Origin of the sequence: Nostoc sp. DedQUE04, from assembly GCF_034530995.1 — a bacterium.
Lineage (GTDB): Bacteria > Cyanobacteriota > Cyanobacteriia > Cyanobacteriales > Nostocaceae > Nostoc.
The window spans coordinates 18,365-44,114 of sequence record NZ_JAVRCA010000073.1 but is presented as its reverse complement, the minus strand read 5'-3'; the positions used below and the strand labels follow the sequence as shown (position 1 = coordinate 44,114).

Sequence of the window (25,750 nt, the reverse complement as noted above, 5' to 3'; positions counted from 1 at the left end):
AACGACACGTACACTCTTTTGTTAACGATCGCCTGCTTTTAGTCTAAACTCCAGTTATTAAGAAAAACACAAATTAATCCAAGATATTATCATCTAATCTAAAATATAAAATTTCAGATAATAAAGTATTATCAATTGAAAAATGTTAATTATAGATTCAAAAAGCAAAGTTTTTATTCTGACAGTAGCAGCCAATGACTAAGATTGCAGTCACTTTTCTAGCAAGGCTCTAGCTTAGAAGCCGACGACCCTGCGAGAAGGCAAGGAACTAGCTACAGCAGACTTATCTTTGTGCAAACTAAAAGCCTACCTGACTTGAGAGTGCTGTTAATGGATAGCTAGGGTTTAGCTCGTGCTGAGTTAGGAGTTATATCATGTCCGCCTAATTAGTTATAATTCGCGCATCTGTGCAAAAACCAGGAAATCCTCTTTCTCCCAGCAAGAACTGCGGTCTTAATGATAAGTCTTTAACCGGACACGATATTATTTTCCCCAGTCCCTCATGACTGCTACTTTGGATTTACTTGATAAATAATTTATTAAATCGGCACGAAAAAATAATTTTTCTTAAAATAGAGAAAGATTACCTAATTTTGGTTGTGACAATATCTACTCAAATATTACCACTGGTTAAAGAGCCAGAACGACTAGAAAACCGTCTAGCCGAAATTCCACCGGAACCGGGGGTTTATTTCATGCGGGACAGGAGCGATCGCATTATCTATATAGGTAAATCGCGTAAGTTGCGATCGCGTGTCCGTTCCTATTTCCGGGATGGCTACAACAAGACTGAACGTATCGCCACGATGGTCAAGTTGGTGACAGAAATTGAATTCATCGTCACTGATACTGAAGCCGAAGCTTTAGCGCTAGAAGCCAATTTGATCAAGCAGCACCAGCCATACTTTAACGTGTTGCTCAAAGATGATAAAAAATATCCCTATCTCTGCATTACTTGGTCAGAAGATTATCCGCGAATTTTTATTACCCGTAAACGCCAATTCGGTAAAGAAAAGGATAAATTTTACGGGCCTTATACTGATGCTGGTTTATTACGAGAAATTGTCCGCATCTGCAAGCGCATTTTTCCCCAGCGACAACGACCCCAACCACTTTTTAAAGACCGCCCTTGCTTGAATTTTGATTTAGGGCGTTGTCCTGGTGTGTGTCAACAGATGATTTCACCAGAAGAATATCGCAAAATTGTCCAAAAAATAGCGATGGTTTTTCAAGGTCGAACCCAGGAACTGATTGATATTTTGACCCAACAGATGAACGCAGCCGCTGAGAACTTGAATTTTGAGTCAGCGGCACGGATTCGCGATCAAATTTCTGGGTTAAAGTCGCTGACAGCTGACCAGAAAGTTTCCTTACCAGATGATACTGTTTCGCGGGATGCGATCGCACTGGCAGCCGACGAACAGCACGCCTGCATTCAACTATTCCAGATTCGCGCTGGGCAATTGGTAGGACGTTTAGCCTTTGTGGCGGATGCTCACGCGGAACCAGGAGCGATTTTACAACGAGCTTTGGAGGAACATTACCAAACTGCTGATTCCGTAGAAATCCCTTTAGAGATTTTGGTACAGCATGATTTACCAGATGCTGAGATATTGGCAGATGTCTTAACTCAACGTAAAGGCAAAAAAGTTACAATACTGACTCCTTTGCGCCAAACTAAAGCAGAATTAATTGAGATGGTAGAGCGAAATGCTCAGTATGAATTGCAAAGAATGCAAAAATTTGGCGATCGCAATCACCAAGCAATGCAAGATTTAGCCACCATTCTCGATTTACCAGATGTACCTCACCGCATCGAAGGTTATGACATTTCCCACATTCAAGGGTCAAATGCTGTAGCTTCGCAAGTCGTGTTTATCGACGGATTACCCGCAAAACAGCACTATCGCCACTACAAAATTAAAAATCCCACGGTGACAGCAGGACATTCAGATGATTTTGCTAGTCTTGCTGAAGTCATCCAGCGGCGGTTCCGTAAATATGCGGAAGATCAGCAATTAACACGTTTGGGTAATCCTGACTGGCCTGATTTAATCATGATCGATGGTGGTAAAGGTCAGTTATCATCAGTTGTCGCTGTCTTGCAAGAAATGAATTTATTAGAAGACTTGCGAGTGGTAAGTTTAGCAAAGCAGCGAGAAGAGATTTTTTTACCAGGAGAATCTAAACCCTTAACAACTGATGCAGAACAACCAGGGGTACAGCTGTTACGGCGGCTGCGGGATGAAGCGCATCGGTTTGCAGTCAGTTTCCATCGTCAACAGCGTAGTGAGAAATTGAAGCGATCGCGTTTAGATGAAATTCCTGGCTTAGGACATCATCGACAAAAGCAGCTACTAGGGCATTTTCGCTCAGTTGATTATATTCGCCAAGCGACAACCCCACAACTTGCCGAGGTTCCAGGAATCGGGCCGCGTTTGGCTCAAGAAATTTACGATTATTTTCATCCTGCTTGAGGAGATTAGTAGTCTGTCAAATTTCAATTTATGTATGAATAAACAAGTTTGTAGTAAGAGCTAAAGTCCTTACTACACACACTTAAAACTAGCTTGAAAAAGTATTAGTTCCACTCTCGCAGAGGATTCTGTTAAGTTTGTCTGCGAGAATTTAAGATGTGTATATACCGTAAATTTACGGGATCTCGTAACTATATCTCGTAACTATGGTAATTTTGATTAAATTTTCACACCAGAATTCCACCTCATAAATCTTGCCAGCAAAAATTAACTAATCCTTAAGATAACTATTTTGTTACTAAATATACAGTATTTTCTGTAGTTTAACTTTTGAATACAAGAACGGCTATTTTTTGTATCTGTCCAAGATGACTATAAATAAGCCTCTCTCAAAGCATTCGTCATAGGGATCAGTAAATATCTAAGCGTCATTTAATTAAAAAAGAATTTATGTACCTAAAGTAAGAGGGTAAAATCACTTAAATTATAGGATAGTATAGAGAGAAATCGAAGTTTTTTCAAATCTGAAATTTTGTTTAAAATAATTAGCCAATATTAAAGTCGTTTGTTAAGTTGGGTCAAACCAAAATCTTTTCTACTTTAACTGGCAGTTTTCTAAAATAAAAAATAAATTACAACCAGGGGTTTTAAAATGCAGACAGTACAAAAAATTTACTGCCCAAATTGCGGCAGCCAAGCAGAACGTTATTATATTTCTGATAGTCAATTAACTCGAACACAATGCTCTAGTTGTGACTACTTGATGATTAGTTGCACTCGCACTGGCAAAGTAATTGAGGCTTATGCACCAGGAATTTATGCACAGCGCTAAATAATAAAAATCAAAAAAAATTAGAGAATATATTCTCTAATTTCTAATAATAAATTTACTTGTCATAAATTTTCAAGACTTTACAGATTATTCTGTTGTCTGAGTTGTTGCTGTCGGATCTGTTCTTGTAACCTAAATTGTTGCTGTTGTCTAATTTGTTGATCTTGTCTAAGTTGTTGCTGTTGTATTCTCAGTTGTTGCTGTTGTGAAAAGTCCTGCTGTTGTAGTCTTGTTCCTTCCTGTTGTAGTCTCAATTGTTGCTGACGCAACATTTCTTGCCGTTGTCGTGTAAATTCTTGTTGTTGGATTATCTGTTGTTGTTGTAGTTGTTGTGGTTGTTGAAAATTTTGCTGTAGCCATGTTTCGTTCATTCGTTCTTGTGTTTGCTGATTTTGCTGTTCTTGTTGTTGTCTGATTCTTTCTTGAAGCGAATCTTGTGTCTGGGGATTCGTCCGAATTATTTGTTGGGGATTTGTCCGAATTATTTGTTGGGGATTCGTCTGAATTATTTGTGCAGATGCAGGAAAATTAATCGATAAAGCTTTGGCAAGCACAATCAATGGTAGCCATACTTTAACCAACGATAAGCGATTCAACATATAATTATTTCCTCAATTGTTATAGGTTGGGTTGAGCGATCGCTAAACCCTTAAAATGTCAACAGAATTTCCCTATATATCAATATAGGGGCTTGCAATAGTTAACTGAAGCTAATGTCTTATTTACCGTTATGGGCTTACGCGATACTTACGGCTGACTACGCCAACATTCTTCAGTCGACGACGTGTTCTAAATATTAGTGCGTTGGGAATAGCTTTCTAAATCAAGGTTATATCCAGTGCATTCTCTTGATTTTTCATAAAACTCTTGCTTCTTAGATATTCATCTTAATTAAATTATATATTTAAATTTTTTACATGATTTGCCGAATTCCCGTAAATCTACCTGCGGTAGGTAAGTTAACAAAGGGATCTCAAGCGGTTTTACGCCAGAGATAAACAGAGATGTATCTGAAGACATATCTCTGTTTATCTGCGGTTTGATATTCATTCATAGAATTGATTGCAACAAGTTTAATTTTTACTTGCTCTTAGTTGCCCGCAAGCAGCATCGGCTTCTAAACCACGGGAATAACGGACACTCACAGCAGTATTTTGTTGCTTAAGAACGTTGACAAATGCTTGAATGCGATCGCGATTAGGGCGTTTGTAGTCTACTTCTTGGATAGGATTATAAGGAATCAAATTCACATGACTTTGGAATCCTCGCAAGCATTTTGAAAGTTCTAATGCGTGTTCTGGTAAATCGTTAACACCAGCGAGGAGGATGTACTCAAAGGTAACTCGACGCCCAGTGATTTCTACATATTCTCGACATTCAGCCAGTAAATCTTCTAGAGGATAGGCGCGGGCGCTAGGGATGAGTTTTTCTCGTAGTGCTTGGTTGGGTGCGTGGAGACTTACAGCCAAAGTGATTTGCAAATTATTTTGCGCGAACTGACGGATGCGATCGCGAATCCCCACTGTAGAAACTGTAAGCGATCGCTGCCCAATACCGACATCTTGATTCAGGGATTTTAGGGCTGCTAAGACATTCTCAGTATTCAACAACGGTTCGCCTAGCCCCATAAACACCACATTGCTAACCCGTTGTTGAAAATCTTCTTGCACAGTCAACACCTGATCGACAATTTCATGCCGTGCTAGATTGCGTTTGTAGCCTCCCTTACCAGTAGCGCAGAAATCACACGCCATTGGGCAACCCACCTGAGTAGAGACGCAAACTGTCAAACGGGCTTTTGGGCCTTCTCCCCTTTCTGCAAAGGTGGGGATACCAACAGTTTCAATAATCTGTCCGTCTGTTAATCGTAAAAGATATTTCACTGTACCATCGGGAGCCTCAGAGCGGTAATGTAAAATTGAGCGCCCAATGGGAACTTCTGCTACTTCTTTGCGCCATTGCTTGGAGAAGACAGAAATATCAGCTAGCGATCGCACCCCTTTGTCATAGATCCATTCATGCAGTTGCTTTCCTCTGTAAGCAGGTTGTCCTTGTTGCTGCACCCAAGTGCTTAACTCCGCCAGAGAAGCGCCTAGAAGGGGAGGAATTAATTCTGATTTTTCTGAGTTGAAGTCAACCTGAGATACAAGAGGCGTAGCAGACATAAAAAAATCGCGAGTTGATGTTGGATCTCTATCCTACACCTGCTAGATCGAGTTAGTCTTGACCAAAGAAAACAAGAAATTAACCAAAAGTTGTGCTGTTCCAGCCCCACATTGCACCCTTTGCGTCTGCAAACTCTATATAAATTCGATTTTTCGGCACGCCTAGAGTTTGGTTAATCTGCTGGCAAAAGTCTTGACTCATTGCTGCGGTTTGCTCTGGCTTCATCGTGCCAACGCTCTTAATTTCAATGTAGCAAACTGGGTCTGTATTCCCTGCAAAAGTCATCGAAATTCCTGGTTCAAAAGCAGTCATTACATAAGATTCTGGTTTTCCCAAATGTTTCGCTAACTTGGCTGAGAGGTTTAAAAGCATTGACTCAATTTCAGCTTTTTGAGGAGCAGATGCAGAAGTTTGCACTTTAATTAAAGGCATAGTACCGAATTGGAATTTTGAATTTTATTACACTGTTAAGTTTACCGAAACGCAGAGTAAATGAGGGAATGGGGCTACAAGGGAGATGAGGAAAATAACCCATGCCCAATGCCCAATGCCCCACTATTTAGTAATGAGATGAGCGAAATAGGTGATTATGTTCAGGATGATATAAACGCGATCGCCCTTTTGCTGTCGAGGCTGTCGAGAGGGCTGGACTGATTATATAAAGTGTAGTGCGAATTAGTTTTTCTTGATGAGTGCAGTCTGCCATTTGATTTAGGGGGACAACCCTGATTTTTTCATCGGGCCATCCGATGCGAAAGCAAATCGCAATGAGAGTTTCGGCTGGATAGTGTTCGAGTAGTTTAGCTTGGGCATTTTCGACATGACGCGCACTTAAATACAGGCAGAGGCTAGCCTGATGTGCTGCGAGAGTAGCTAATTCTTCGGCGGCGGGGACTTCTGTACGTCCACTGATGCGTGTCAAGATAATGGTTTGAACTAAACCGGGTACAGTCAGTTCTACTTTGAGTTTGGCAGCAGCAGCTTGAAAGGCGCTGATCCCAGGTATGATTTCAAAAGGAATATTTGCCTCTGCCAAGAGGTGCATTTGCTCGTGGATAGCGCTGTAGAGACTAGGATCGCCAGAATGGAGACGGACTACAGATTTGTGCTGCGATCGCACTCTATCGATCATAATTGGCAAAATCTCTTCTAAAGTCTGATTCGCAGTTCTAATTATCTCGGCATCTTTTCGGCAAAGTTCTAAAATTTCTTCAGGTACTAAAGAATCAGCAAATAAAATTACATCAGCAACAGCCAGTAATTTCTGCGCCTTCACCGTTAATAAATCAGGATCTCCAGGGCCAGCTCCGACAATATACACAGATGGGTCTATGGCATACAGTGTTTTTTTATAGCTTAGGTCTTCTGTACATTCACTTTGAAAAGAACCCACGACAATCCCTCAAAAAATTTTTTTGATATTTTCTCAGTATCTTTCCGGATTCCCCCTCTTTCCCTAGTAGAGAGTAATGGTAGATGCACCCTGGTTAAGCCCTAGAGAATACTCTGGGGCATTTTTTATTTTTTAGTCATTGGGAATTGAGCATAGGGCATAGTTATTCTCCTTGTCCCCTTGTCCCCTTGTCCCCTTGTCCCCCATTTCCTTTAGCAGTAGGAACTACATCGGGTAAAGGGCGTTTGAGTAAGTAAAGCCAAGCTAATCCAACTAATCCCAATAAAATTCCTAGACTACTGACTACTTGCGCCATCCGTAATGGCCCCAGCATCAAGCTATCAGTGCGAAAGCCTTCAATCCATAAGCGTCCTAAGCTATAGGCTGGCCAGTAAATGAGAAACAGTGTGCCTACCTTCAGACGCGGCTTACCGGATAAAGACCGGAAAAATAACGTTATTAGTAGCGTAAACACCATTAAATCCCATAGAGATTCGTAGAGGAAGGTGGGATGAAAGTAATCGAAACTAACATACTCTAAAGGACGATGGTCTGGTGGAATATACAGCTTCCAGGGTAAATCAGTCGGATCGCCAAAAGCTTCAGAATTAAAGAAATTGCCCCAACGTCCGATCGCCTGCCCTAAAATCAGCGAAGGTGCTACTAAATCTGCCAGTTGCCAGAAAGAAACCTGCTTGATTTTGGCAAAGATTAACGCAGCCACAACGCCACCAAGAATCGCTCCATGAATGGCAATACCCCCTTCCCAAATCGCAAAAATTTTTTCTGGAGTTGGAGCATATTTTGACCACTCAAAAAAAACGTAATATAGCCGTGCGCCAGGAATTGCCCCAATCAACAACCAAAAGAACAAATCGCCTAGCAACTCAGGATTAACATTGCGCCGCTTTGCCAAATTCTGGGAAAGGATGACGCCAATTAAAACTGCTGTGGCAATCAACAAGCCGTACCAACGAATACTTAGTGGCCCTATTTTCACCAGAATCGGTCCTGGAGAAGTAAATTGAAACGCCAAGGGCAAAGTGGGAAAATCCAGTGCCATGAAAAATTACCTAGAAAAGTTCGTTAACTACCCGCGCACTTTGCTAAGTACGGAGTTTCTTGTGTCTCGAATACTGTAACTACACTTAAATCTTCCACAACATTGTGGGGACGTAGGTAAAAATCCAGTATTCATATTTAGGAGTCTAGTGGAGTGTGGTAGAAATAACTATGCAGTCAACAATAATGTAAAGGCTTATGCTATAAGCTTTCTTTCCTTCTGCCTCCTGCCTCCAGCAAGAACTGCCTTCTGCCTTCTTGCACTAGTTCCTAACGCTTAGTTGAGCATAACTTGTACCACTAAAACAATTGAGTTTACCATCATTACCGAGAGCGCAAGATGGTAGATTTGAGTAAGTTACACAAAATGATTTCAATATAATCACCTAAACAACTTTGATATATTTAAAATTGTGATTGCTATTTATCCTGGTAGCTTCGACCCCATTACTTTGGGACACCTCGATCTCATCGGGCGCGGTAGTCGGCTGTTTGAGCGGGTGATTGTCGCTGTACTACGGAACCCTAACAAGATGCCACTTTTTAGTGTGGAGCAACGGCTAGATCAAATCCGTCTTTCTACAGAACATTTACCTAATGTAAAAGTAGACAGCTTTGATGGTCTTACTGTCAATTATGCTCAAATGCAACAAGCACAAGTTTTGATCCGGGGTTTACGGGCTGTGTCAGATTTTGAAGTGGAACTGCAAATGGCTCACACCAACAAAACTCTTTCTACCCAAATAGAAACAGTTTTTCTCGCAACCTCAAATGAGTATAGTTTTTTAAGTAGTAGTGTGGTAAAAGAGATTGCAAGGTTTGGTGGCTCTATCGATCATCTCGTTCCCCCACACATTGCCCTAGATATATACCAATGCTACAATCAGAAATCTCCAATGTTGAACCCAATCTCAACGGAAGCAATCCCCCCCCTCAAGAATATCTCGGTGGAGAGGGAAGCATAGATATTCAGCAGGAACTCAACCGCCTAGAGGAAATGGTTCTCTCTAGTCTCAGGATTCCGCTAACGGGACGCACACTCATAGATGAGGAAAAGTTGCTAGATCAGCTTGATTACATCCGGCTGGCTTTACCATCACTTTTTCAAGAAGCAGCAGCAGTTCTTGACCAAAAGAACGAAATTCTGCTGGAAGCGGAAGAGTATGGACAGCAGGTTGTTGAGGCTGCACAAGCAAAAAGAGCGCAAATTTTAGCTGAAAGCGATATTATTCACCAGGCGGAACAAGAAGCTGAACGATTGCGGCGACAAGTGCAACAAGAGTGTGAGGGAATAATGCAAGAAACCCTCGCCGAGATTGACCGCAAGCGGTATGCTTGTCAGCAAGAGTTAGAGCTAATGCGACAAAATGCGATCGCTCAAGCTCAAGAAATTGAAGATGGTGCTGATGCTTATGCCGATGGCATTTTGGGAAATATCGAGCAGGATCTCAAAGATATGTTGCGAATTATCACCAATGGACGGCAACAATTGCAAATTGATAACCTCACCCAGCGTAATTCACCTCCTAGCAAAAAACGATAAAGGCTCTAATAAGAGATGATGAAAAATTATAAGTTGGGTTTTAAGCAATAGTGAAACCCAACTATTTTTATTAGGGAAGTTTTTTGGGAAATCTACCGAGAAATAGATTTAAATTTGTGGATTGTAATTAAACAGGACCTCTAATAAATGATTACTTTCGCTCAAGTTAATTTTGGATTAAATTTAGCTGGTTTAATTGGAATTATTTATTTTCTTTTGGCAGTTATTTACTTTATTTTAACAGTAGTTTGGCTTGTCCAACGTGGAACTAGGCTTACAGGTTGGGCTTTAGCCCTTTACATTATTCAAGTGATATTTACACCAATTATAATGTTAATATGCGGAGTAATCTTGTTTTTTCAAGGTTGGCGTTTAGATCCAATTCTTCAGTTTGAGCAATTTTTATCGTTGCTTTTAATTATTTATTTCGCTATTAAAGATATTGTAATTAATGCCGTTTACAGAGATAGATAATTTTATAATTTTTTGGTAGAGACGTGAACTGTGCGTCTCTACCAAAAATAAATATTTATACAGAAGAAAACTACAAAGTGTAAGTAAAATCTTCCACCAACATACCAGGAACTAAACTACCTCCAAGTTGGCGACTTTCATAAGTACCTACTTCGGGAATGAATTCTTGAAAAGTAGTCAAATCTATTAGATTTTCTCCCCAGAAGCGATAGAGACTTTCATCAAAACGTAAGTTTTCAATGGGTGCGATAATTTCTCCGTTTTCTACCCAAAAACAAGCATAACGAGTCATACCTGTGATTCTACCAGTGTGGCGATCGCTCCAATTCAAGTAATGCAAATTTGATAAATATAATCCTGTATCCAATCTCGGAAGAATCTGCTCAAATATTAAATTTCCGGGACTGATTTCTGGCGCGCGCAGAGTCTCTGAACCATTAGCGCCGTTGGCAATTTTTTGATATTCCTTAGCAGTGCGAGAATTCACCAGAGTATTTACCAAATATCCTTTTTCTATTACAGGTAACTCTGGTGCTGCCATTTCTCCCAATTCATTAAATCGCGGTACTAATCCGCGCTGAAAGTTTTCTTTCAAACTAAATGCCGTCGAAAGTTGTTTTTCTTGACGCGATAAAGCAGCTAAAGCACTGTTCCCTTGTTGAATATCAGCTTCGCTTACTGCTCCCCAAGAAAGCATTACTAATAAATCTGCAACAGCAGCAGGTGCAAAATAAGTTTTGTATTGTCCTCGTGGTAATTCTTTAATTGGACGAGCTAGCAATTCAAGTTGCTTTTTAGCTTCGCTGATTTTGGTTATATAAGCAGATTCATCCCAATCACTTCCGGCAAATGTGCCCTTAACTGCTTGCTCAGAGGTAGAAAATAAAGAATAATCTAAACTAAAAGAATCAGTAGCAAACCAGTGTTTTTGACCACTGGAATCACCATAACCTTTAATTACTATTCCTCCAGCATATATACCAGTAAAATCTAATTCAGTAACTTGTTCTAATACACTTGTTACTACTGCTTCCTCTGGTAATAAATTTCCAGAATGTATTTCCCGGCTGGTATTATTGCCTGATGGTAAAACTAGATATGGATCGATGGGTAATAAAATCAGTTCGTCGCGTAGTTCCTGCAAAGCAGGATATGCTAATTGCCAGTCTAACTCCCAATTTCCAGTAAAGGGAAACTGCCTAATACTGCTGCGTTGATCTGCCATCAGAGTCAGTTCTATCCAACCATCAGCAACACAACCAGTTTGTCGCACTTTCGCATGGTTGAAACGAGTAAATTGACTTCTTTCACTACTAAGTCTCACAGTGAATTGTTCATTTTCAGCTTTTTTAATCAGCAGACTTTCAATCAGTCGATTAAAACTGACTTCTAATGCAGATAATTCCTCAATTTTCATAGAAATTAAATATCAATAGGGAATAAAGAGGGGGAAAAAGTTAAACCAATTCGCAATTCGCAATGGGCTACGCCCCGCTGCGCTAACGCAATTACGTTTTGTGACGTGGATTTAGACCTCGACACAAAACCTGCTGCCTGTAGAGACAGGGGACTTGAACCCCCACCACTTGTTAAAAGTTATGAGTTGAAGAAATTGTTAACTTCTAACTCCTAACTTCTAACTGCTGTATTTGCACTTTTTCAACTTCCTCCACCAAAAACTTCGACATTAGCAAATACACAAACAGGTGAACCGTGTCCTACCGAAATGGCCTGATTTGGTTCTCCTTTACCACAATAAGGAGTACCATACATTTGCCAGTTTGTTGCATCTCCTACTTGGATTAAGCTATGCCAAAATTCTGGTGTTGTGGCGCGATAGTTAGGATTACGAAGGGTTTTGGTGAGTTTGCCGTTTTCAATTAATTTAGCGTACTCGCAACCAAATTGGAATTTGTAGCGGCGATCGTCAATTGACCAAGAACGGTTAGATTCCATGTAAACGCCGTGTTCTATCCCGCCAATAATGTCTTCAAAAGTGCCGTTTAAAGGCTCTAAATTCAAGTTTGCCATACGATCGATCGCTGGTCGATTCCATGAGCAAGCACGGGCACAAGCAACTCCTGATACACCTGCTCTTGCTTGACTTTCCAGACTGCCTAAACCCCGTTGAAGTACTCCTTCTTTAACCAAGTATTCCTTTGTTGCTACAGCACCCGTATCATCAAAGCCATAGCTAGAAAATTCACCAGGCACGGTAGGATCAAAGGTAATGTTCATCAACGGCGAACCATATACTAGGTTGCCAAAATCACTTTTATTAACAAAGCTGCCCCCAGCATAGTTACGCTCATCTCCCAAAATTCGGTCAATTTCTAGGGGATGCCCAACACTTTCATGGATTTGCAGCATCATTTGGTCTGAGGCTAAAACTAAATTGGTACGGGTGGTTGGGCATTCCTCTGCTGTCAAAAGTTCTACTGCTTGTTCGCCTATTTGCTGCACCCGAAGCCATAAGTTTTCTTGTTTTAATAGTTCGAGTCCGCCTTGGTAACAGTTTGCTTGCGAACCGTTATTGCTGCGCTGTTGTACAACCGCTCCATCTTGGGCAGTAGCTCCGTAATTTGTGCCTATAGATAGTATTTTTTGATAGACTTCTGAGCCATTGCTGCTAATAAACCAAGATTCTCGCTCAGTTGTGCTAGCACTGGCTATGGTTTGCACAATCTTGTCATCAACTTTGAGTGTTTGGCAAATACGAACCAGTAAATCGTTGATTTCTCCTGGACTCAGAGCATCCAATGGCTCAATAAATGGAGATTTATATTCACCAACGACTTTAGGACGCTCACTTTCACGGAAGGGATGTATCCACCATTCACTGGCTGCTAGTGCCTGTTTATAGGCTATTTGGGCAGCGGCTTCTAGAGAAGACAATTCTAGAGAGTTAGTAGCTGCATAACCCAGACAGCCATTGACTAAAACTTCCAGCATGGCTCCAACAGTGAAGGATTTGCCATTTAGTTGGGGTAAGGCGTCACGGACTAAACGGGTAGTAGAAGTTTCCTTTACGGCTCTAATACCGATCCAATCTGCGGGAATATCGAAACTAGCGATCGCTTTTTTGAGTTCAGACCACATAAAGAATGGGGAATAAAGAATGGGAAATGGGGAATGGGGAATTTTCTACCTACTCCCCATTCTCCTCTAATTCCGGTGCCAGCGTGTGCCATCACGGCTATCAATTAGCGTAATACCTTCTGCTTGGAGTTCATCACGAATGCGATCGCTTTCGGCAAAATTCTTGGCAATACGTGCTTCTTGCCTTTGCTGAATTTTCACTTCAATTTCTGCATCGCTAAAACCATTACTTGTTTGAGTTTCCGCTTCTATCTCGGCTTCTAAACCCAAAACTCCAGCTAAGGTAACGAGTGTTTGCCATTGACGCTGTAACTCATCTGCTGATGTTTCGGTTTTCCCTTCATGCACAAGAATATTTCCCTCACGGCGCAGTTCTTTGGCTAATTCAAACAGCACTGTTAACCCACCAGGAAAATTAAAGTCGTTATTTACGGTTTCTTGAAAGCGTTCAATATAGGGATTGGGTACTGGGTATTGGGTACTGGGTATTGATATATTCCCAGTCCCTAGTCCCCAGTCCCCAGTCCCTAAATCCCAGCCTAGTAATTTCCCGTATTGGTAGCCGAAGAGTAAACCTTCTTTAATGGTGTGCCAACCGTTAGTTGCTGCGGCGATCGCTTCGTCGGTAAAATCAATTGGTGTACGATATTGAGCGGTCAACACGAACAACCGTACTGCCATCGGGTCAACGCCTCGATCCAGTAAGTCTCTAATAGTGGTAAAGTTGCCCAAAGATTTGGACATTTTTTCACCATCTACTTTCACCATGCCGTTATGCAACCAATAACGCGCTAAAGGTTTTCCGGTTACAGCCTCAGATTGGGCAATTTCGTTTTCGTGATGGGGAAAAATTAAGTCAGCACCACCAGCATGAATATCTATGGTATCACCCAAGCGATCGCGCACCATTGCCGAGCATTCTATATGCCACCCCGGACGACCTGCGCCCCACGGTGATTCCCAAGCAGGTTCTCCTGGTCTTGCTGCTTTCCACAAAGCAAAATCAAAGGGGTCTTTCTTTTTTTGGTATTCTGGATCTTCTACGTTAACGCGATCGCTTTTGCCAGCTTGCATATCCTCTAACTTGCGTCCCGAAAGTTTGCCATATTCAGAAAACTGCCGCACTGGATAATACACATCACCATCAGCAGGGTAAGCAAAACCTTTATTTTCCAACTCATGAATTAACCGCAAAATGCCATTCATCGTGTGAGTAGCACGGGGATATTCATCGGCTTCTTTGATTCCCAATCGCGCCATATCCTCAAAATATGCTTTGATAAAGCGATCGGCTACAGCTTCCATTGAAGAATGTTCAGCACAGGCTCGATTGAGAATCTTGTCATCAATATCAGTAAAATTTTGGATATATCGCACTTCATAACCGATAAACTGGAGGTATCGGCGTACTACGTCCCAAACGATGCAAGCTCTAGCATGACCCAAATGGCAGTAATCGTACACCGTCACGCCGCAGTAATACATCTTAACCTTGCCTGTTTCGACTGTTTCAAACGGTTCTTGACGACGGGTGAGGGTATTGTAAAGGGTTAGGGTCATAACAGAGTAATGCTGAAATAGGGAGATACGTAATAATAGGGTAAGGCAGCTGGGATGACAGTCCAGCATCCCTATGCTAGTGTTTTCTGGACTATCTGCGCTACATTACTATTTTTTGACTATTTGATAACAGCGCTATGCAATCAGCAGTTACACCCGAATCTTCGGCAATGGATACGCCCAAACAAGGAATGCCAGTAACAATTATTACGGGTTTTCTCGGTAGTGGCAAGACGACTTTACTTAATCATATCCTCAACAACCAACAGGGGTTAAAAACCGCTGTTCTCGTAAATGAATTTGGCGAAATTGGCATCGATAACGAGCTAATTGTTTCCACTGGTGAGAACATGGTGGAGCTAAATAATGGTTGTATCTGCTGCACTATTAATAATGATTTAGTAGATGCAGTTTACAAAGTTTTAGAACGCCAAGAACATCTAGATTATCTAGTAGTGGAAACAACTGGATTGGCAGATCCGCTACCAGTAGCTTTAACATTTCTGGGTACAGAATTGCGGGATTTAACTCGCTTAGATTCGATTATTACCGTGGTAGACGCGGCTAATTACAGCCTAGATTTATTTAACTCTGAGGCAGCATACAGCCAAATTGCTTATGGCGATGTCATTGTGCTGAACAAGGCAGATTTGGTTGATGAAGCCACTTTGAACGAGTTAGAAAGAAAAATTAACGAAGTCAAGGAAGGAGCAAGGATTATCCGCGCTACGCGATCGCAAGTGCCACTTCCTTTAATTCTGAGTGTTGGTCTGTTTGAGTCAGATAAATATTTTGACACAGTGGTGGATGAACACGACCATCACGATCATCACGACCATGACCATGACCATGACCATGACCACTCAACATGCGGTCACGATCATCACGACCATGACCACGACCATCACGATCATCACCATCATTCTGACCATTTAGAAAATGATGGTTTTACTTCCATCTCTTTCCAAAGTGACAAGCCTTTTTCTATTAGGAAGTTTCAGTATTTCTTAGATAACCAGCTACCCTCAAATATCTTCCGAGCCAAGGGGATTATGTGGTTTGATGAAAGCCCGAAGCGTCATATTTTCCACCTTTGCGGTAAACGCTTCACCTTGGATGATGATGAATGGAAAGGCCAACTGAAAAACCAGTTAGTACTGATTGGTCAAAATTTGGATCGTGAGACTTTAATTAGTCAACTCGAAAAATGCATTTGTCTACCTTCAACCTCTCGCGGTAAAGGGTTTGGCAAATAAAAGTTAGAAGTTAGAAACTTACTACTCGTTCCCAGGTTCCACCTGGGAATGCATTCTCAATGGCTCCGCCATCAATTTTGAGCAATGGAAAATCGTTGTTTTTAGTTTTTATATATTGCTCTAAAATCAAAACGTTGATAAATGTTCTGATTAAAATGCGCGTTGTTATCCAGCGAGTTAAATCATCTCAAGTTACAGTGAATGATGAAATTGTCGGTAAAATTGGGCAGGGGCTAAATTTGCTCGTAGGTATTGCTAATACCGATACTGATGCTGAAATCGACTGGATGGTGCGTAAATGTTTAGAATTGCGGCTTTTTCCTGACGAAGGAGGAGACGACCGATGGCAAAAATCTATACAAGACATTGGTGGTGATTTGTTAGTAGTCAGTCAGTTTACCCTTTATGGTGACTGTCGTAAAGGTCGCCGTCCTTCTTTTGACCGTTCAGCGCCTCCCCAATCGGCAGAAGATTTGTATAATTGTTTTGTTAGTAAGTTAAGAGCTAGCGGGTTGCAGGTAGAAACAGGTAAATTTGGTGCAATGATGCAAGTTATCATCGAAAACGATGGCCCCGTAACTTTGTTACTTGAAAAAGAAGCAATTTAAGTATATACACTAAAAAGTGAATCACAGTAGCTTCTAGACTGTGGTGTTCTAATTGATGAGAGAATATTAAATTAACCATCAGCAAAGTTTAAATTCATTCATCATGGCGAAAATCCAGTTTTCTAGAGGTCTTGACGAAGAGGTAACTCCAGATGTGCGCTTGACGCGATCGCGTACTGGGGATAGTGGTACAGCGACGTTTACTTTTACGAATCCGAAAATTTTAGATCAAGGTACTACCGAAGATATTACCGGAATGTACTTAATTGACGAAGAAGGCGAGATAATTACCCGTGAAGTTAAAGCTAAATTTATTAACGGGAAACCGGAAGAATTAGAAGCATTTTATGTAATGAAATCTGCCCAAGAATGGGATCGCTTTATGCGCTTCATGGAGCGGTATGCTGAAGAAAACGATCTGGGACTGAGTAAAAATGAGTCATAGGGCTTAGGGCTTAGGGCATAGGGCATCGGTAATTGTCATGTTCAATGAATGCGCCATTTACCATGCCCAATTATCCATTATTAAAAGTTCATGAGTGACATATAATGCCACAACCCCATCCAGACTTGCCTGGAGTTTTAGTAACTTGTGCTGTGGTTACTGTCAGCGATACACGCACTTTGGAAACAGACAAAAGTGGCCAGCTAATTCAGCAGTTACTCCTTGGTGCAAACCATGCTGTAGGAGCCTACACGATTATCAAAGATGAACCAACACAAATTCAAGGGCAGATAGAAAATCTGGGCAAAAGCTCAAATTTGGATGCTGTAATTTTTAATGGTGGTACAGGTATTGCACCAAGAGATACCACCTATGATGCTATTGAGAAGTTACTAGAGAAAACTTTGCCGGGATTTGGTGAGTTATTTCGTTTTTTAAGTTATCAAGAAATTGGTTCACGGGCGATCGCTTCTCGTGCCGTTGCTGGTGTTTATCAAGATAAATTAATCTTCTCGCTTCCTGGTTCTAGTAATGCTGTGCGACTGGCGATGGAAAAACTGATTTTACCCGAACTCACTCACTTGGTAAGTCAGGTTGCTAAGGGGGTAACATGAGCAGCCGTTCAAAAAGTTACCATGATAACTTTTGTAAAACTAAGCCATGAGGCACTGAAATCATCCTTTATCTACTTACATATTGAGGCTACCCAGAATTATAGTCAAACGAATGAAATATTAATACCAGATCAGTAATGGAACCTATTTACTGGAATTGCATAATTGCTCATAGCATTACTGCATTTTCATACTTTGGTATACCCATAGTAATAGGGGTTTTCTTTGGCAAAACTAAGGCAACTATCCCTCCTAAGTTTTGGCTAGCCTTTTTCTTATCGGGTGGATTCGTACTATTTTGCGGATTTCATCACTTTCTGGCAATCTTTGAGCCATATATGGCAGTTTCCCTGCTGCATTTAGGCGTACTTGATGTAATGGCGTTTATTTCTTTATCTGCTTTACTCTACCTAATGCCAACCGCTTATCAAATTGTAGAGGCGATCGCTAGATATCAAGAAGATACCCGCGAACTGCAACGTAGCCAGCAGATGCAACGGCTATTCCTAGATCGGGGCCCCTTTGCAGCATATATCAAAGATGAGCAATCTAGACTGCTTTACTACAACCAGGAAATACAGTCTAGATTTTCTATAAATTCACAAGAATGGTTGGGAAAAACTGATAGTGAATTCTTGCCAGATCCAGAAGAGGGACGGCAGGTTATGGAGAACGATCGAGTTGTTTTGAAGACTCTACGTCCTTTGAAGCTAATTGAAGAGGTAAAAGTATCTGGTAACAATCAGCCGTGCTATTGGCTATCGTTTAAGTTTCCGTTTAGCGATTACGCAACGGGCGCTTACCGTATCGGTGGGATCAGTATTGATATTACAGAATCTATAGAAGCACAGCGATCGCTAACTGACTTAAATCGGCAGCTAAAAGAAAAAACACTGGAATTGGAAGCAAAAAAACGAGAACTTATATATCTCTCAGATATGGCGGATATGCTTTATTCCTGTGAGTCTGAAGATGAGGTCTATCAAGTAGTAGCTTTAACCTGTTCCAAGCTGTTTCCTACAATGAGTGGTTGTATCTGTATAATTGCTAATTCCAAGAATTATGTTCAAATTAATAGGATTTGGGGAGATGAAATAAGCAGTAAAGAAATATTTTCACTATCTGATTGTTGGGCATTGCGGAGAGGAAAATTCAACCTTTTATCGTCTCGGAATTCAGGATTAATTTGTAGTCACTTAATACAGCCAGTTAGCGGCGCACATTTGTGCGTTCCATTGTTTGGACAAGGCGAAATAGTTGGGATTTTACACCTCGACGCACTTGATGAAATCAGTCCAGAAGATCGACAAACTTCTGAGATTATTGCTAGAACATTAGGCATTGCACTGAATAATTTATCGATCAAACAACGTCTAACCCATGAAAACTTGCGGGATGGGATGACTCAACTATTCAATCAAAGCTATATGGAAAGCATAACGGAACAAAGGCTAGCTGAAGCTGAACGATTGGGACAACCTCTTAGTATTATTTTTCTTGATATCGATAACTTCAAATCTTACAATTCGCGCTATGGACACGTGACTGCCAACATTGTTCTCCAGGGATTAGCACAGTTACTGTTAAAATCTATTCGCTCCTTTGACATTGCTTGCAGATGGGGTGGTGAAGAATTTGTAATTGTCATGCCTAATATGACACTGGAAACGCTCAGAAAGCGAGTAGAACAATTAAGGCTAGATATTGAACAAATGCAATTGAAGGACGGCGATCGGCTCCTCGAAAGCATCACCGCTTCTTTTGGAATAGCTGTATCAGAACCAGGGATTACGGTTAAGGATTTTCTAAATCGGGCGAATCAAGCGATGCTTGAGGCAAAGCGAACAGGGAAGAATCGAGTTAGGGAATATGTAAATACTTATAATTGAAGAATAAAAAATTTAGAATACCTCAAGCAGTCAAACAATTTGAGATTTGAGATTTGAGATTTGAGATTTGAGATTTTACATTAGACTTCTTGCAGAAGTCGGGAAAAGGGGGAAAGGTTTGTTATTTTCCCTTTCCCACCTCTTGCAAAAGTTCTTTTTGCAAGAGGTCTATTGACTCTATGACTATCCTTTGCGCTTCAGTTGCCATAGAAATCAGAAACTTATAAATTTACTCTATAAAAAAACAACTCCCTGAAGATATGGGAGTTGTTTTTTATATTCAAGCAGTTTTTAAAACATTTAGAATGGAGCGATCGCTAAACAAATAGTAGCCAAAATAGCAGCGATTATATAAAATACTCCAACTACTTGTAATTCTGACCAGCCAGTAAGTTCTAAATGATGGTGTAAAGGTGCCATTTTGAAGAGACGTTTACCTTTGCCATCGGGGCCCTTCGTGGCTTTGTAATAACTTACCTGTGCCATCACCGAAAGGGTTTCTACAAAGAAGATACCACTGAGAATAAACAGACCTACTAAGGTGTTTGTTAATAGTGCTACAGCAGCTAAAGCTCCTCCCAGTGCCAGGGAACCAGTATCTCCCATGAAAACGCGGGCTGGGTTGCGATTATGGGCTAAGAAACCTAAACACCCGCCACTTAAAGCAGCACAGAAAACCATCAATCCTGGTGCTGTTGGGGCGACTAAAGCACCTAAAGCCAAAAGTGCGATCGCAACTGTTCCTGCTGCCAAGCCATCAATACCATCTGTTAAATTAGTCGCATTACTTTCTGCAACTAGTACAAAACCTGCTAAAGGCCAAAATAGGAATCCTAAGGGTAGTGTGAAGCTCACCCAAGGCAAAGCAATATTTGTAATATTAGAAGGTTGATTAAACATCAGCCATAGACAAAACATAGCCGCAAAACTCACCTGCAAAGCCAGTTTTGTTTGTGGAGATATACCTTTATTTGATTTCCGGCGCAGAATTTGCCAATCGTCGAGCCAGCCAATCAATCCATAGCTGATTGTCAAAGCCGAAACTGCAAGCACCTCTTTAGAAAAGTTAGACAATATGCAGGCAAGCAACACAGATACAGGTATAAAAAATATACCGCCCATTGTGGGAGTGCCTGCCTTTTTGAGATGAGCTTGAGGCCCATCTTCACGAATTATTTGTCCAGTTTTAAGTGCTTGAAGTAAAGGTATTACCCAATAGCCCACCAAACCTGAACCCAACGCACACAACAGTAATGGCAGGGTTAACGACATACTTTGCCAAGGTAGCCGATTGGCCATCGAATCCAAGAAAAATGCTGTTGTACCTAACCCTACGGCTAATAAAGAGGCTAGAGCGATTCCAGAAATGTTTAATCCTTGCTCAGGAGATAATTTAGCGTCCACAGAAGTTTCCCTTCACTCCACACTTATAAAATTGAATAACAGTAACTAGGGATACTACCAAGTCCCTAGCCTGAAAAGGCTAATTTTCAGCGATTCCTATATCATCATCGTCATCATCATCGAGGTCGTAGCCAATTCCATCATCTACACCCATTAGGGAGTCTATTCCTTCTTCGTCAGCTTGAAAATCCGGTTCGTGAACGTCACGGGCGATGATGCGACCGTTGTTTTGTAACCAGTCCAACAAAGAGGACTCTGGCTTTAGGGGGATGACATCGGCTCGTTGGTTACGGGCTGCTTCACGTAATGGAGAGTTCAACATATCGAGTCAGGACAAGAAAAGGTTTACGTAAGTTGACATTTAGAGTCTATCACTTGGCACGGATTAATTTAGTTATCTTTTCAACCCTTTAGTTGATAAATCCGCATTCAGATAGAAATTTTTTTATTTAATAAGCATAAGGCTTAAGTCAAGCGATTCTTAGTAATTTTTATGGCTCTACATATATGTCATTAATATCTTGTTTATGCTGATGGAAAGTGAGTGATTTTTGAGGTAACAGGCGATGATGGCAAAAGCGGCTCTTATGGATGCGATCGCACTTACTAATCGCGGTCTAGTGGCGACCGAAGAACAGAAACAGGCTATCTTAATCGCGATCGCCAATTTAGAAGACTTTAATCCTACACCGCGTCCGGTGGAAGCTAGTAATTTGCTAGATGGCAATTGGCGATTACTATACACCAATAGCAAGGCTCTTTTAAACTTAGATCGTCTACCCTTATGTAAACTGGGTCAAATATATCAGTATATCCGGGTAGAGACTACCAGTGTTTACAACATAGCTGAGATTTATGGCTTACCTTATTTAGAAGGATTAGTCAGCGTTGCTGCTAAATTTGAGCCAGTTTCAGGTCGGCGTGTCCAAGTGAAATTTGAACGTTCTATTATCGGCTTACAACGTTTAATAGAATACAATTCTCCGGTAACTTTTATCCAACAAATTGAAGCAGGTAGAAAATTTCCCGGAATTGATATTCCCATAAAGAGTGACAAACAGCAAGGCTGGTTAGATATCACTTATATAGATAATGACCTACGGATCGGCAGAGGTAATGAGGGAAGTGTGTTTGTCTTAACTAAAACATAAGCTTTTACAAAATAGCTATTTGCGAATGAAGGTACACTAAAACGTCTACCTTGTCAAGTGGGGTTTAATACCTTTTCCAATTTTGGATGTGGTATGTAACTGGGGAGCAGGGGGAGACAAGGGGACAAGGGGACAAGGGGACAAGTCTTTTCCTTTTTTCTTGTCTACCTTGTCTCTTCCCCATGCCCCATGCCCCATGCCCAATGCCCAATGCCCCATACCCCATGCCCAATTCAGACAAATAACTTAACAAAGACTCTTGCTGCGACCTTGAGGTTGTAGAGTGAAATCAATTAGCCCTCTAGATTGGCGATTGATAACTAAAAGGGAAAATAATCATGGTTCAACGTGGTTCTAAAGTACGTATTCTCCGCCCTGAATCCTACTGGTTTCAGGATCTAGGAACTGTGGCTTCCATCGACCAAAGCGGCATCAAATACCCTGTAATTGTCCGCTTTGAAAAGGTCAATTACTCTGGTATCAATACCAACAACTTTGCCCAGGATGAATTAGTCGAGGTTGAAGCACCAAAGGCTAAAGCACCGAAAAAATAGCTGCAAAGCTACAAGGGAGTTGTTTGATGCGATGATGAAGGGTAGTCTTAAAGTCTGAAGTATGAAGTCTGAAAATTTCAGTTCATTCATTCTTTGTCCTAGCCTACCCTAATCTATGAGAGCCGCCCTGCGGGTATTTACGGTTTCTTTTGGGTAGTAATACGAGCCATCTACGGCTATGTAAGTTACTACCCCATCTTTTCTTCCTCGATCCCTCAAATAAATCACAATTGCCTGCTTAACTCAGCTTGAATGCCCGAACTGCCTGAAGTTGAAACAGTCCGAAGGGGTCTAAATCAATTGACCCTCAACCAAGAAATCACGGGAGGAGATGTGTTGCTCGATCGCACCATCGCCTACCCGTTTTCTGTTGGTGAGTTTGTTAATGGAATTAAAAATAATGCGATTGCTACTTGGCATCGTCGCGGTAAATATCTCCTCGCCGAACTCTCCTCGTCTTCCGGCTGGCTAGGAGTTCATCTGCGAATGACTGGTCAACTATTATGGCTGGATAGAGATGAACCATTACACAAGCACACGCGAGTTAGATTATTCTTTGGGGATCGACAAGAATTACGCTTTGTTGACCAGCGAACCTTCGGTAAAATATGGTGGGTTCCGCCTGGTGTTGCTGTAGAAAGCATTATCACTGGTTTGGCAAAACTGGCAGCAGATCCATTTTCACCCGAATTTACTGTTGAATATCTAGCAAACAAACTCCAAAACCGCCGCCGTCCGATTAAGACTGCGCTACTAGATCAATCGGTGGTGGCGGGATTAGGTAACATCTATGCTGATGAAGCATTATTTAAGAGTGGGATTTTACCTGAAACCTTGTGTATAAATTTGCAGCTAAAGCAAATTGAACGTTTGCGAACCGCCATCATTCAAGTGTTAGAAACTAGCATTGAGGCTGGTGGTACGACATTTAGTAATTTCTTAAATGTTAAAGGTACTAACGGCAATTATGGTGGTGTAGCCTGGGTTTATAACCGCGCTGGAGAACCCTGTCGAGTTTGTGGTACAGCAATTCAACGGATCAGGTTAGCTGGGCGATCTAGTCATTTTTGCTCCGAGTGTCAAACGTTGCGGGGAGTCATGAGACGCGATTAATTGCGTCTGTACAAGAGTTAGGAATTTTAACTCGAAACTCTTTTAAAATGCAGGTGAAAGACGTTACAAATTTGAGAGAGGAACTCATGGCAGTCAAAAAAGGAGATATGGTTCGCGCTGTGCGCGAAAAACTAGAAAACAGCCTGGAGGCTAAAGCCAGTGATGCTCGCTTTCCTTCTTATTTGTTTGAAAGCAAGGGCGAAATTGTCGATATCAAAGGTGATTACGCCTTGATTAAGTTTGGGAAAGTGCCAACACCTAATATTTGGTTACGTGTGGATCAACTCGAAGAATTTAAATAAGTAACAAGAATTCAGGAGTCAGAAGTCAGAATTCGGCATTTATTCTGACTCCTGAATTTTTGCTGAGAAAAATCGCATCTTAATTTATGTCTTCTTTCCCTAACTCCTCAATTATCTGTAATTTACCCCGTGTTACCATCGTGGGTGCGGGTAGGGTTGGCAGTACTTTAGCTCAACGCGTTGCAGAAAAAAATCTGGCAGATATAGTTTTACTAGACATTATTGCGGGAATGCCTCAAGGTTTGGCGCTGGATTTGATGGAAGCTAGGGGAATTGACGCTGACTGATGAAGAAAGAAAGGGTTTGCATACTTCGGCTCGATCTGTGCGTCAAAATATTGAGCGATCGCAAGAAATCATTCGTAATTCGTAATTTGTATAAATATAGCAGGGGACAGAGAACAGGGAACTCTTAACAGGTGAACAGGGCCGAAAGCCGCTTGTTGTCTAGGTTTTATATTAGGTTTATGTCCTAAACTACTTGGCGACAGCTATAGCAGCCAAAATAAAAGACAGTAGGTTCTAATCCCACTGCCTTATTTGTTATTCCAAAATTCATCACCTTATGAAAACCAATATCACCAGATTGGTTTTGCGTTAACGGCGGTAATCTTGATCTGCGGGGTCGCCGTAGGGGTCTTCGCTGGCTGGGCGGACATCACCAAATTCCCCTGTGTCTGCGGGGTCGCCGTAGGGGTCTTCACTAGCTGGGCGAACATTGCCATAAGACGAGATATCTGCGGGGTCGCCGTAGGGGTCTTCACTAGCTGGGCGAACATTGCCGTAAGATGCTGGGTCTGCGGGATCGCCGTAGGGATCTTCGCTAGCTGGACGTACATTGCGATCGCGGAATTCGGCATCTTGATCGGCTTGATCGCTGTTCGATCCCAAAAGTAAGTCTTTCGCCTTTCGGAAAAATTCATTTACCATAATCTGTCTCCTGATTTAAGTTCGTGTTTCCGACGGGCGCGATCGGCGTTATCCTCCAGGAAACCCGCTTTGTACACACGCTTCGCCGATCTAGAGTGCTGGAGCTGCGGATGAAGTTATACCAGTTAGATCGCGACCTGTAGCACTCCGGTTATAGCCTTGGAATTCCCGATACTTTTGTGCTTCAGATTCCGGTACTCGAATTCCTTCTGCTGGTGGCGTTACCCAGTGAGCGCGATGTTCAGCATCACGGTAATATACACGTCCGTTCTTGGAAAGATAGTACTTACCTTGCGCTCCTTCTTGGGGAGCATTTTTATGTTGGTTGTAGAGGTAATAAAGTCCAGCAGCACCTGCCAAAATAGCAACTTTCTGCCCTGTAGACAAGCCCTTCTTCGCTTCGGTTTGGCGATCGCTCACTGTTCTACCGACGGTATCATCAACAGGTGGTGGTGCTGAAGCTTTTTGGGAACCGCCTCCACAGCTACTCAGCAAGGGTACCATTAGCAATGCCGAAAGCAGCACTGCAAATAGACGCGAAACTATTTTACGTTCTTTATATATTGTGTTCATTGGATTTCTTCATCACCTGTATTTGCTAAAAGCCTTGCTGTTGCAAAAACCAAGTTAGAAATCCTGTTATTTCACCTGGGATTGAAAAAACATATTTCACTTAATTTGTAACTGCACCAGCTACAGCGTTTCACTTTCATGATCATCGGTTTTTTCAAGTCTTCCATCCTGCCTTTGAGAGAAACTGCATTCATCCCAAAGAAATATATTGTTGATTTTTTATAAATCTATTTAGCTGAAATATTCAGCAATTTCTCGGTTATTTTTTCTATGTAAATATCTTAGAAAGATACAGTTACTATGATA

26 protein-coding genes and 2 pseudogenes are annotated in these 25,750 nt (G+C 41.5%); 15 read left to right on the top strand and 13 right to left on the bottom strand.

Features of this window, described 5'->3' with window-relative positions:
• Positions 1-599: 599 nt before the first annotated feature.
• Entirely contained in the window at positions 600-2,477 is a 1,878-nt protein-coding gene (gene uvrC / locus RM049_RS32965; RefSeq protein ID WP_322707176.1) for an excinuclease ABC subunit UvrC, read from the top strand.
• Positions 2,478-2,744: 267 nt separating this feature from the next.
• Here the strand turns inward: uvrC and RM049_RS39450 are convergent.
• Positions 2,745-2,834, bottom strand: a pseudogene (locus RM049_RS39450) (hypothetical protein); the annotation flags it as partial.
• Positions 2,835-3,129: 295 nt separating this feature from the next.
• Here RM049_RS39450 and RM049_RS32960 point away from each other — a divergent pair.
• The gene (locus RM049_RS32960) at positions 3,130-3,309 is read left to right on the top strand and encodes a replication restart DNA helicase PriA (protein ID WP_118168842.1); all 180 of its coding nucleotides are present in this window, start codon (positions 3,130-3,132) and stop codon (positions 3,307-3,309) included.
• Positions 3,310-3,389: 80 nt separating this feature from the next.
• Here RM049_RS32960 and RM049_RS32955 read toward each other — a convergent pair whose 3' ends face one another.
• The 5 genes from RM049_RS32955 to lgt all read right to left on the bottom strand — a co-directional run bounded on the left by RM049_RS32955 (position 3,390) and on the right by lgt (position 7,931).
• A complete protein-coding gene (locus RM049_RS32955; RefSeq protein WP_322707175.1) occupies positions 3,390-3,908 on the bottom strand; it encodes a hypothetical protein in 519 nt (172 codons plus the stop codon).
• A 474-nt stretch (positions 3,909-4,382) separates the two neighbouring features.
• Positions 4,383-5,474 (bottom strand): 23S rRNA (adenine(2503)-C(2))-methyltransferase RlmN, encoded by a 1,092-nt coding sequence (gene rlmN, locus RM049_RS32950; RefSeq protein ID WP_322707174.1) that lies wholly within the window; start codon positions 5,472-5,474, stop codon positions 4,383-4,385.
• A 79-nt stretch (positions 5,475-5,553) separates the two neighbouring features.
• Positions 5,554-5,907: a phenylpyruvate tautomerase MIF-related protein gene (locus tag RM049_RS32945; RefSeq protein ID WP_322707173.1), complete on the bottom strand. Its 354-nt coding sequence runs from the start codon at positions 5,905-5,907 to the stop codon at positions 5,554-5,556.
• Positions 5,908-6,034: 127 nt separating this feature from the next.
• The gene (gene cobM, locus RM049_RS32940; protein ID WP_416212677.1) at positions 6,035-6,817 is read right to left on the bottom strand and encodes a precorrin-4 C(11)-methyltransferase; all 783 of its coding nucleotides are present in this window, start codon (positions 6,815-6,817) and stop codon (positions 6,035-6,037) included.
• A gap of 214 nt (positions 6,818-7,031) precedes the next feature.
• Positions 7,032-7,931: a prolipoprotein diacylglyceryl transferase gene (gene lgt / locus RM049_RS32935; protein ID WP_322707171.1), complete on the bottom strand. Its 900-nt coding sequence runs from the start codon at positions 7,929-7,931 to the stop codon at positions 7,032-7,034.
• A 412-nt stretch (positions 7,932-8,343) separates the two neighbouring features.
• On the opposite strand from lgt, the gene coaD reads away from it, so the two are divergent.
• The 3 genes from coaD to RM049_RS32920 all read left to right on the top strand — a co-directional run bounded on the left by coaD (position 8,344) and on the right by RM049_RS32920 (position 9,947).
• Positions 8,344-8,895 (top strand): pantetheine-phosphate adenylyltransferase, encoded by a 552-nt coding sequence (gene coaD / locus RM049_RS32930; protein WP_322674913.1) that lies wholly within the window; start codon positions 8,344-8,346, stop codon positions 8,893-8,895.
• Complete coding sequence (locus tag RM049_RS32925) at positions 8,805-9,473, top strand: DivIVA domain-containing protein (protein ID WP_322674912.1); 669 nt, start codon at positions 8,805-8,807, stop codon at positions 9,471-9,473. Before coaD ends, RM049_RS32925 begins: the two co-directional genes overlap by 91 nt.
• Positions 9,474-9,620: 147 nt before the next feature.
• Positions 9,621-9,947, top strand: coding sequence for a Ycf66 family protein (locus tag RM049_RS32920; RefSeq protein ID WP_322707170.1), 327 nt, complete (start codon positions 9,621-9,623; stop codon positions 9,945-9,947).
• A 70-nt stretch (positions 9,948-10,017) separates the two neighbouring features.
• On the opposite strand, the gene RM049_RS32915 is transcribed toward RM049_RS32920, so the two are convergent.
• From RM049_RS32915 to cysS, 3 genes are all read right to left on the bottom strand, one after another.
• A complete protein-coding gene (locus RM049_RS32915; RefSeq protein ID WP_322707169.1) occupies positions 10,018-11,364 on the bottom strand; it encodes a TldD/PmbA family protein in 1,347 nt (448 codons plus the stop codon).
• A gap of 242 nt (positions 11,365-11,606) precedes the next feature.
• Positions 11,607-13,046 carry a TldD/PmbA family protein gene (locus tag RM049_RS32910; protein WP_322707168.1) on the bottom strand — a complete coding sequence of 480 codons (1,440 nt, stop codon included), beginning with the start codon at positions 13,044-13,046 and terminating at the stop codon, positions 11,607-11,609.
• 66 nt (positions 13,047-13,112) lie between these two features.
• Positions 13,113-14,606, bottom strand: a complete 1,494-nt coding sequence (gene cysS / locus RM049_RS32905) for a cysteine--tRNA ligase (RefSeq protein WP_322700963.1) — start codon at positions 14,604-14,606, stop codon at positions 13,113-13,115.
• Between the two features lie 137 nt (positions 14,607-14,743).
• Here cysS and RM049_RS32900 point away from each other — a divergent pair, with 137 nt between their 5' ends.
• The 5 genes from RM049_RS32900 to RM049_RS32880 all read left to right on the top strand — a co-directional run bounded on the left by RM049_RS32900 (position 14,744) and on the right by RM049_RS32880 (position 19,418).
• A complete protein-coding gene (locus RM049_RS32900; RefSeq protein WP_322683602.1) occupies positions 14,744-15,862 on the top strand; it encodes a GTP-binding protein in 1,119 nt (372 codons plus the stop codon).
• Between the two features lie 155 nt (positions 15,863-16,017).
• Positions 16,018-16,470: a D-aminoacyl-tRNA deacylase gene (gene dtd / locus RM049_RS32895; protein WP_322674941.1), complete on the top strand. Its 453-nt coding sequence runs from the start codon at positions 16,018-16,020 to the stop codon at positions 16,468-16,470.
• Positions 16,471-16,573: 103 nt separating this feature from the next.
• Positions 16,574-16,915, top strand: coding sequence for a photosystem II reaction center protein Psb28 (gene psb28 / locus RM049_RS32890; protein ID WP_322674906.1), 342 nt, complete (start codon positions 16,574-16,576; stop codon positions 16,913-16,915).
• 101 nt (positions 16,916-17,016) lie between these two features.
• The gene (locus RM049_RS32885) at positions 17,017-17,529 is read left to right on the top strand and encodes a MogA/MoaB family molybdenum cofactor biosynthesis protein (protein ID WP_322683632.1); all 513 of its coding nucleotides are present in this window, start codon (positions 17,017-17,019) and stop codon (positions 17,527-17,529) included.
• 137 nt (positions 17,530-17,666) lie between these two features.
• Positions 17,667-19,418 (top strand): diguanylate cyclase, encoded by a 1,752-nt coding sequence (locus tag RM049_RS32880; RefSeq protein WP_322690230.1) that lies wholly within the window; start codon positions 17,667-17,669, stop codon positions 19,416-19,418.
• A 300-nt stretch (positions 19,419-19,718) separates the two neighbouring features.
• Here RM049_RS32880 and mraY read toward each other — a convergent pair whose 3' ends face one another.
• Both mraY and RM049_RS32870 read right to left on the bottom strand, forming a co-directional pair.
• Positions 19,719-20,822, bottom strand: coding sequence for a phospho-N-acetylmuramoyl-pentapeptide-transferase (mraY, locus tag RM049_RS32875; RefSeq protein WP_322707167.1), 1,104 nt, complete (start codon positions 20,820-20,822; stop codon positions 19,719-19,721).
• Positions 20,823-20,901: 79 nt separating this feature from the next.
• Positions 20,902-21,144 carry a DUF3134 domain-containing protein gene (locus RM049_RS32870; protein ID WP_094349539.1) on the bottom strand — a complete coding sequence of 81 codons (243 nt, stop codon included), beginning with the start codon at positions 21,142-21,144 and terminating at the stop codon, positions 20,902-20,904.
• Between the two features lie 244 nt (positions 21,145-21,388).
• Between RM049_RS32870 and RM049_RS32865 the strand changes: the two genes are divergently transcribed.
• The 5 genes and pseudogenes from RM049_RS32865 to RM049_RS32845 all read left to right on the top strand — a co-directional run.
• Positions 21,389-21,973 (top strand): PAP/fibrillin family protein, encoded by a 585-nt coding sequence (locus tag RM049_RS32865; RefSeq protein WP_322707166.1) that lies wholly within the window; start codon positions 21,389-21,391, stop codon positions 21,971-21,973.
• A 338-nt stretch (positions 21,974-22,311) separates the two neighbouring features.
• On the top strand, positions 22,312-22,527 hold the full coding sequence (locus RM049_RS32860; protein WP_094349537.1) for a photosystem I reaction center subunit IV: 216 nt from the start codon (positions 22,312-22,314) through the stop codon (positions 22,525-22,527).
• Positions 22,528-22,779: 252 nt separating this feature from the next.
• Positions 22,780-23,640, top strand: a complete 861-nt coding sequence (locus RM049_RS32855; RefSeq protein WP_322707165.1) for a DNA-formamidopyrimidine glycosylase — start codon at positions 22,780-22,782, stop codon at positions 23,638-23,640.
• An 86-nt stretch (positions 23,641-23,726) separates the two neighbouring features.
• A complete protein-coding gene (locus tag RM049_RS32850) occupies positions 23,727-23,942 on the top strand; it encodes an NAD(P)H-quinone oxidoreductase subunit O (RefSeq protein WP_322663474.1) in 216 nt (71 codons plus the stop codon).
• An 86-nt stretch (positions 23,943-24,028) separates the two neighbouring features.
• Positions 24,029-24,220: pseudogene (locus RM049_RS32845) on the top strand (lactate/malate family dehydrogenase); the annotation flags it as partial.
• Positions 24,221-24,538: 318 nt separating this feature from the next.
• On the opposite strand, the gene RM049_RS32840 reads toward RM049_RS32845, so the two are convergent.
• Positions 24,539-24,871 carry a translation initiation factor gene (locus RM049_RS32840; RefSeq protein WP_322700967.1) on the bottom strand — a complete coding sequence of 111 codons (333 nt, stop codon included), beginning with the start codon at positions 24,869-24,871 and terminating at the stop codon, positions 24,539-24,541.
• Positions 24,872-24,961: 90 nt separating this feature from the next.
• Entirely contained in the window at positions 24,962-25,444 is a 483-nt protein-coding gene (locus RM049_RS32835; RefSeq protein WP_322674976.1) for a hypothetical protein, read from the bottom strand.
• Positions 25,445-25,750: the final 306 nt, after the last annotated feature.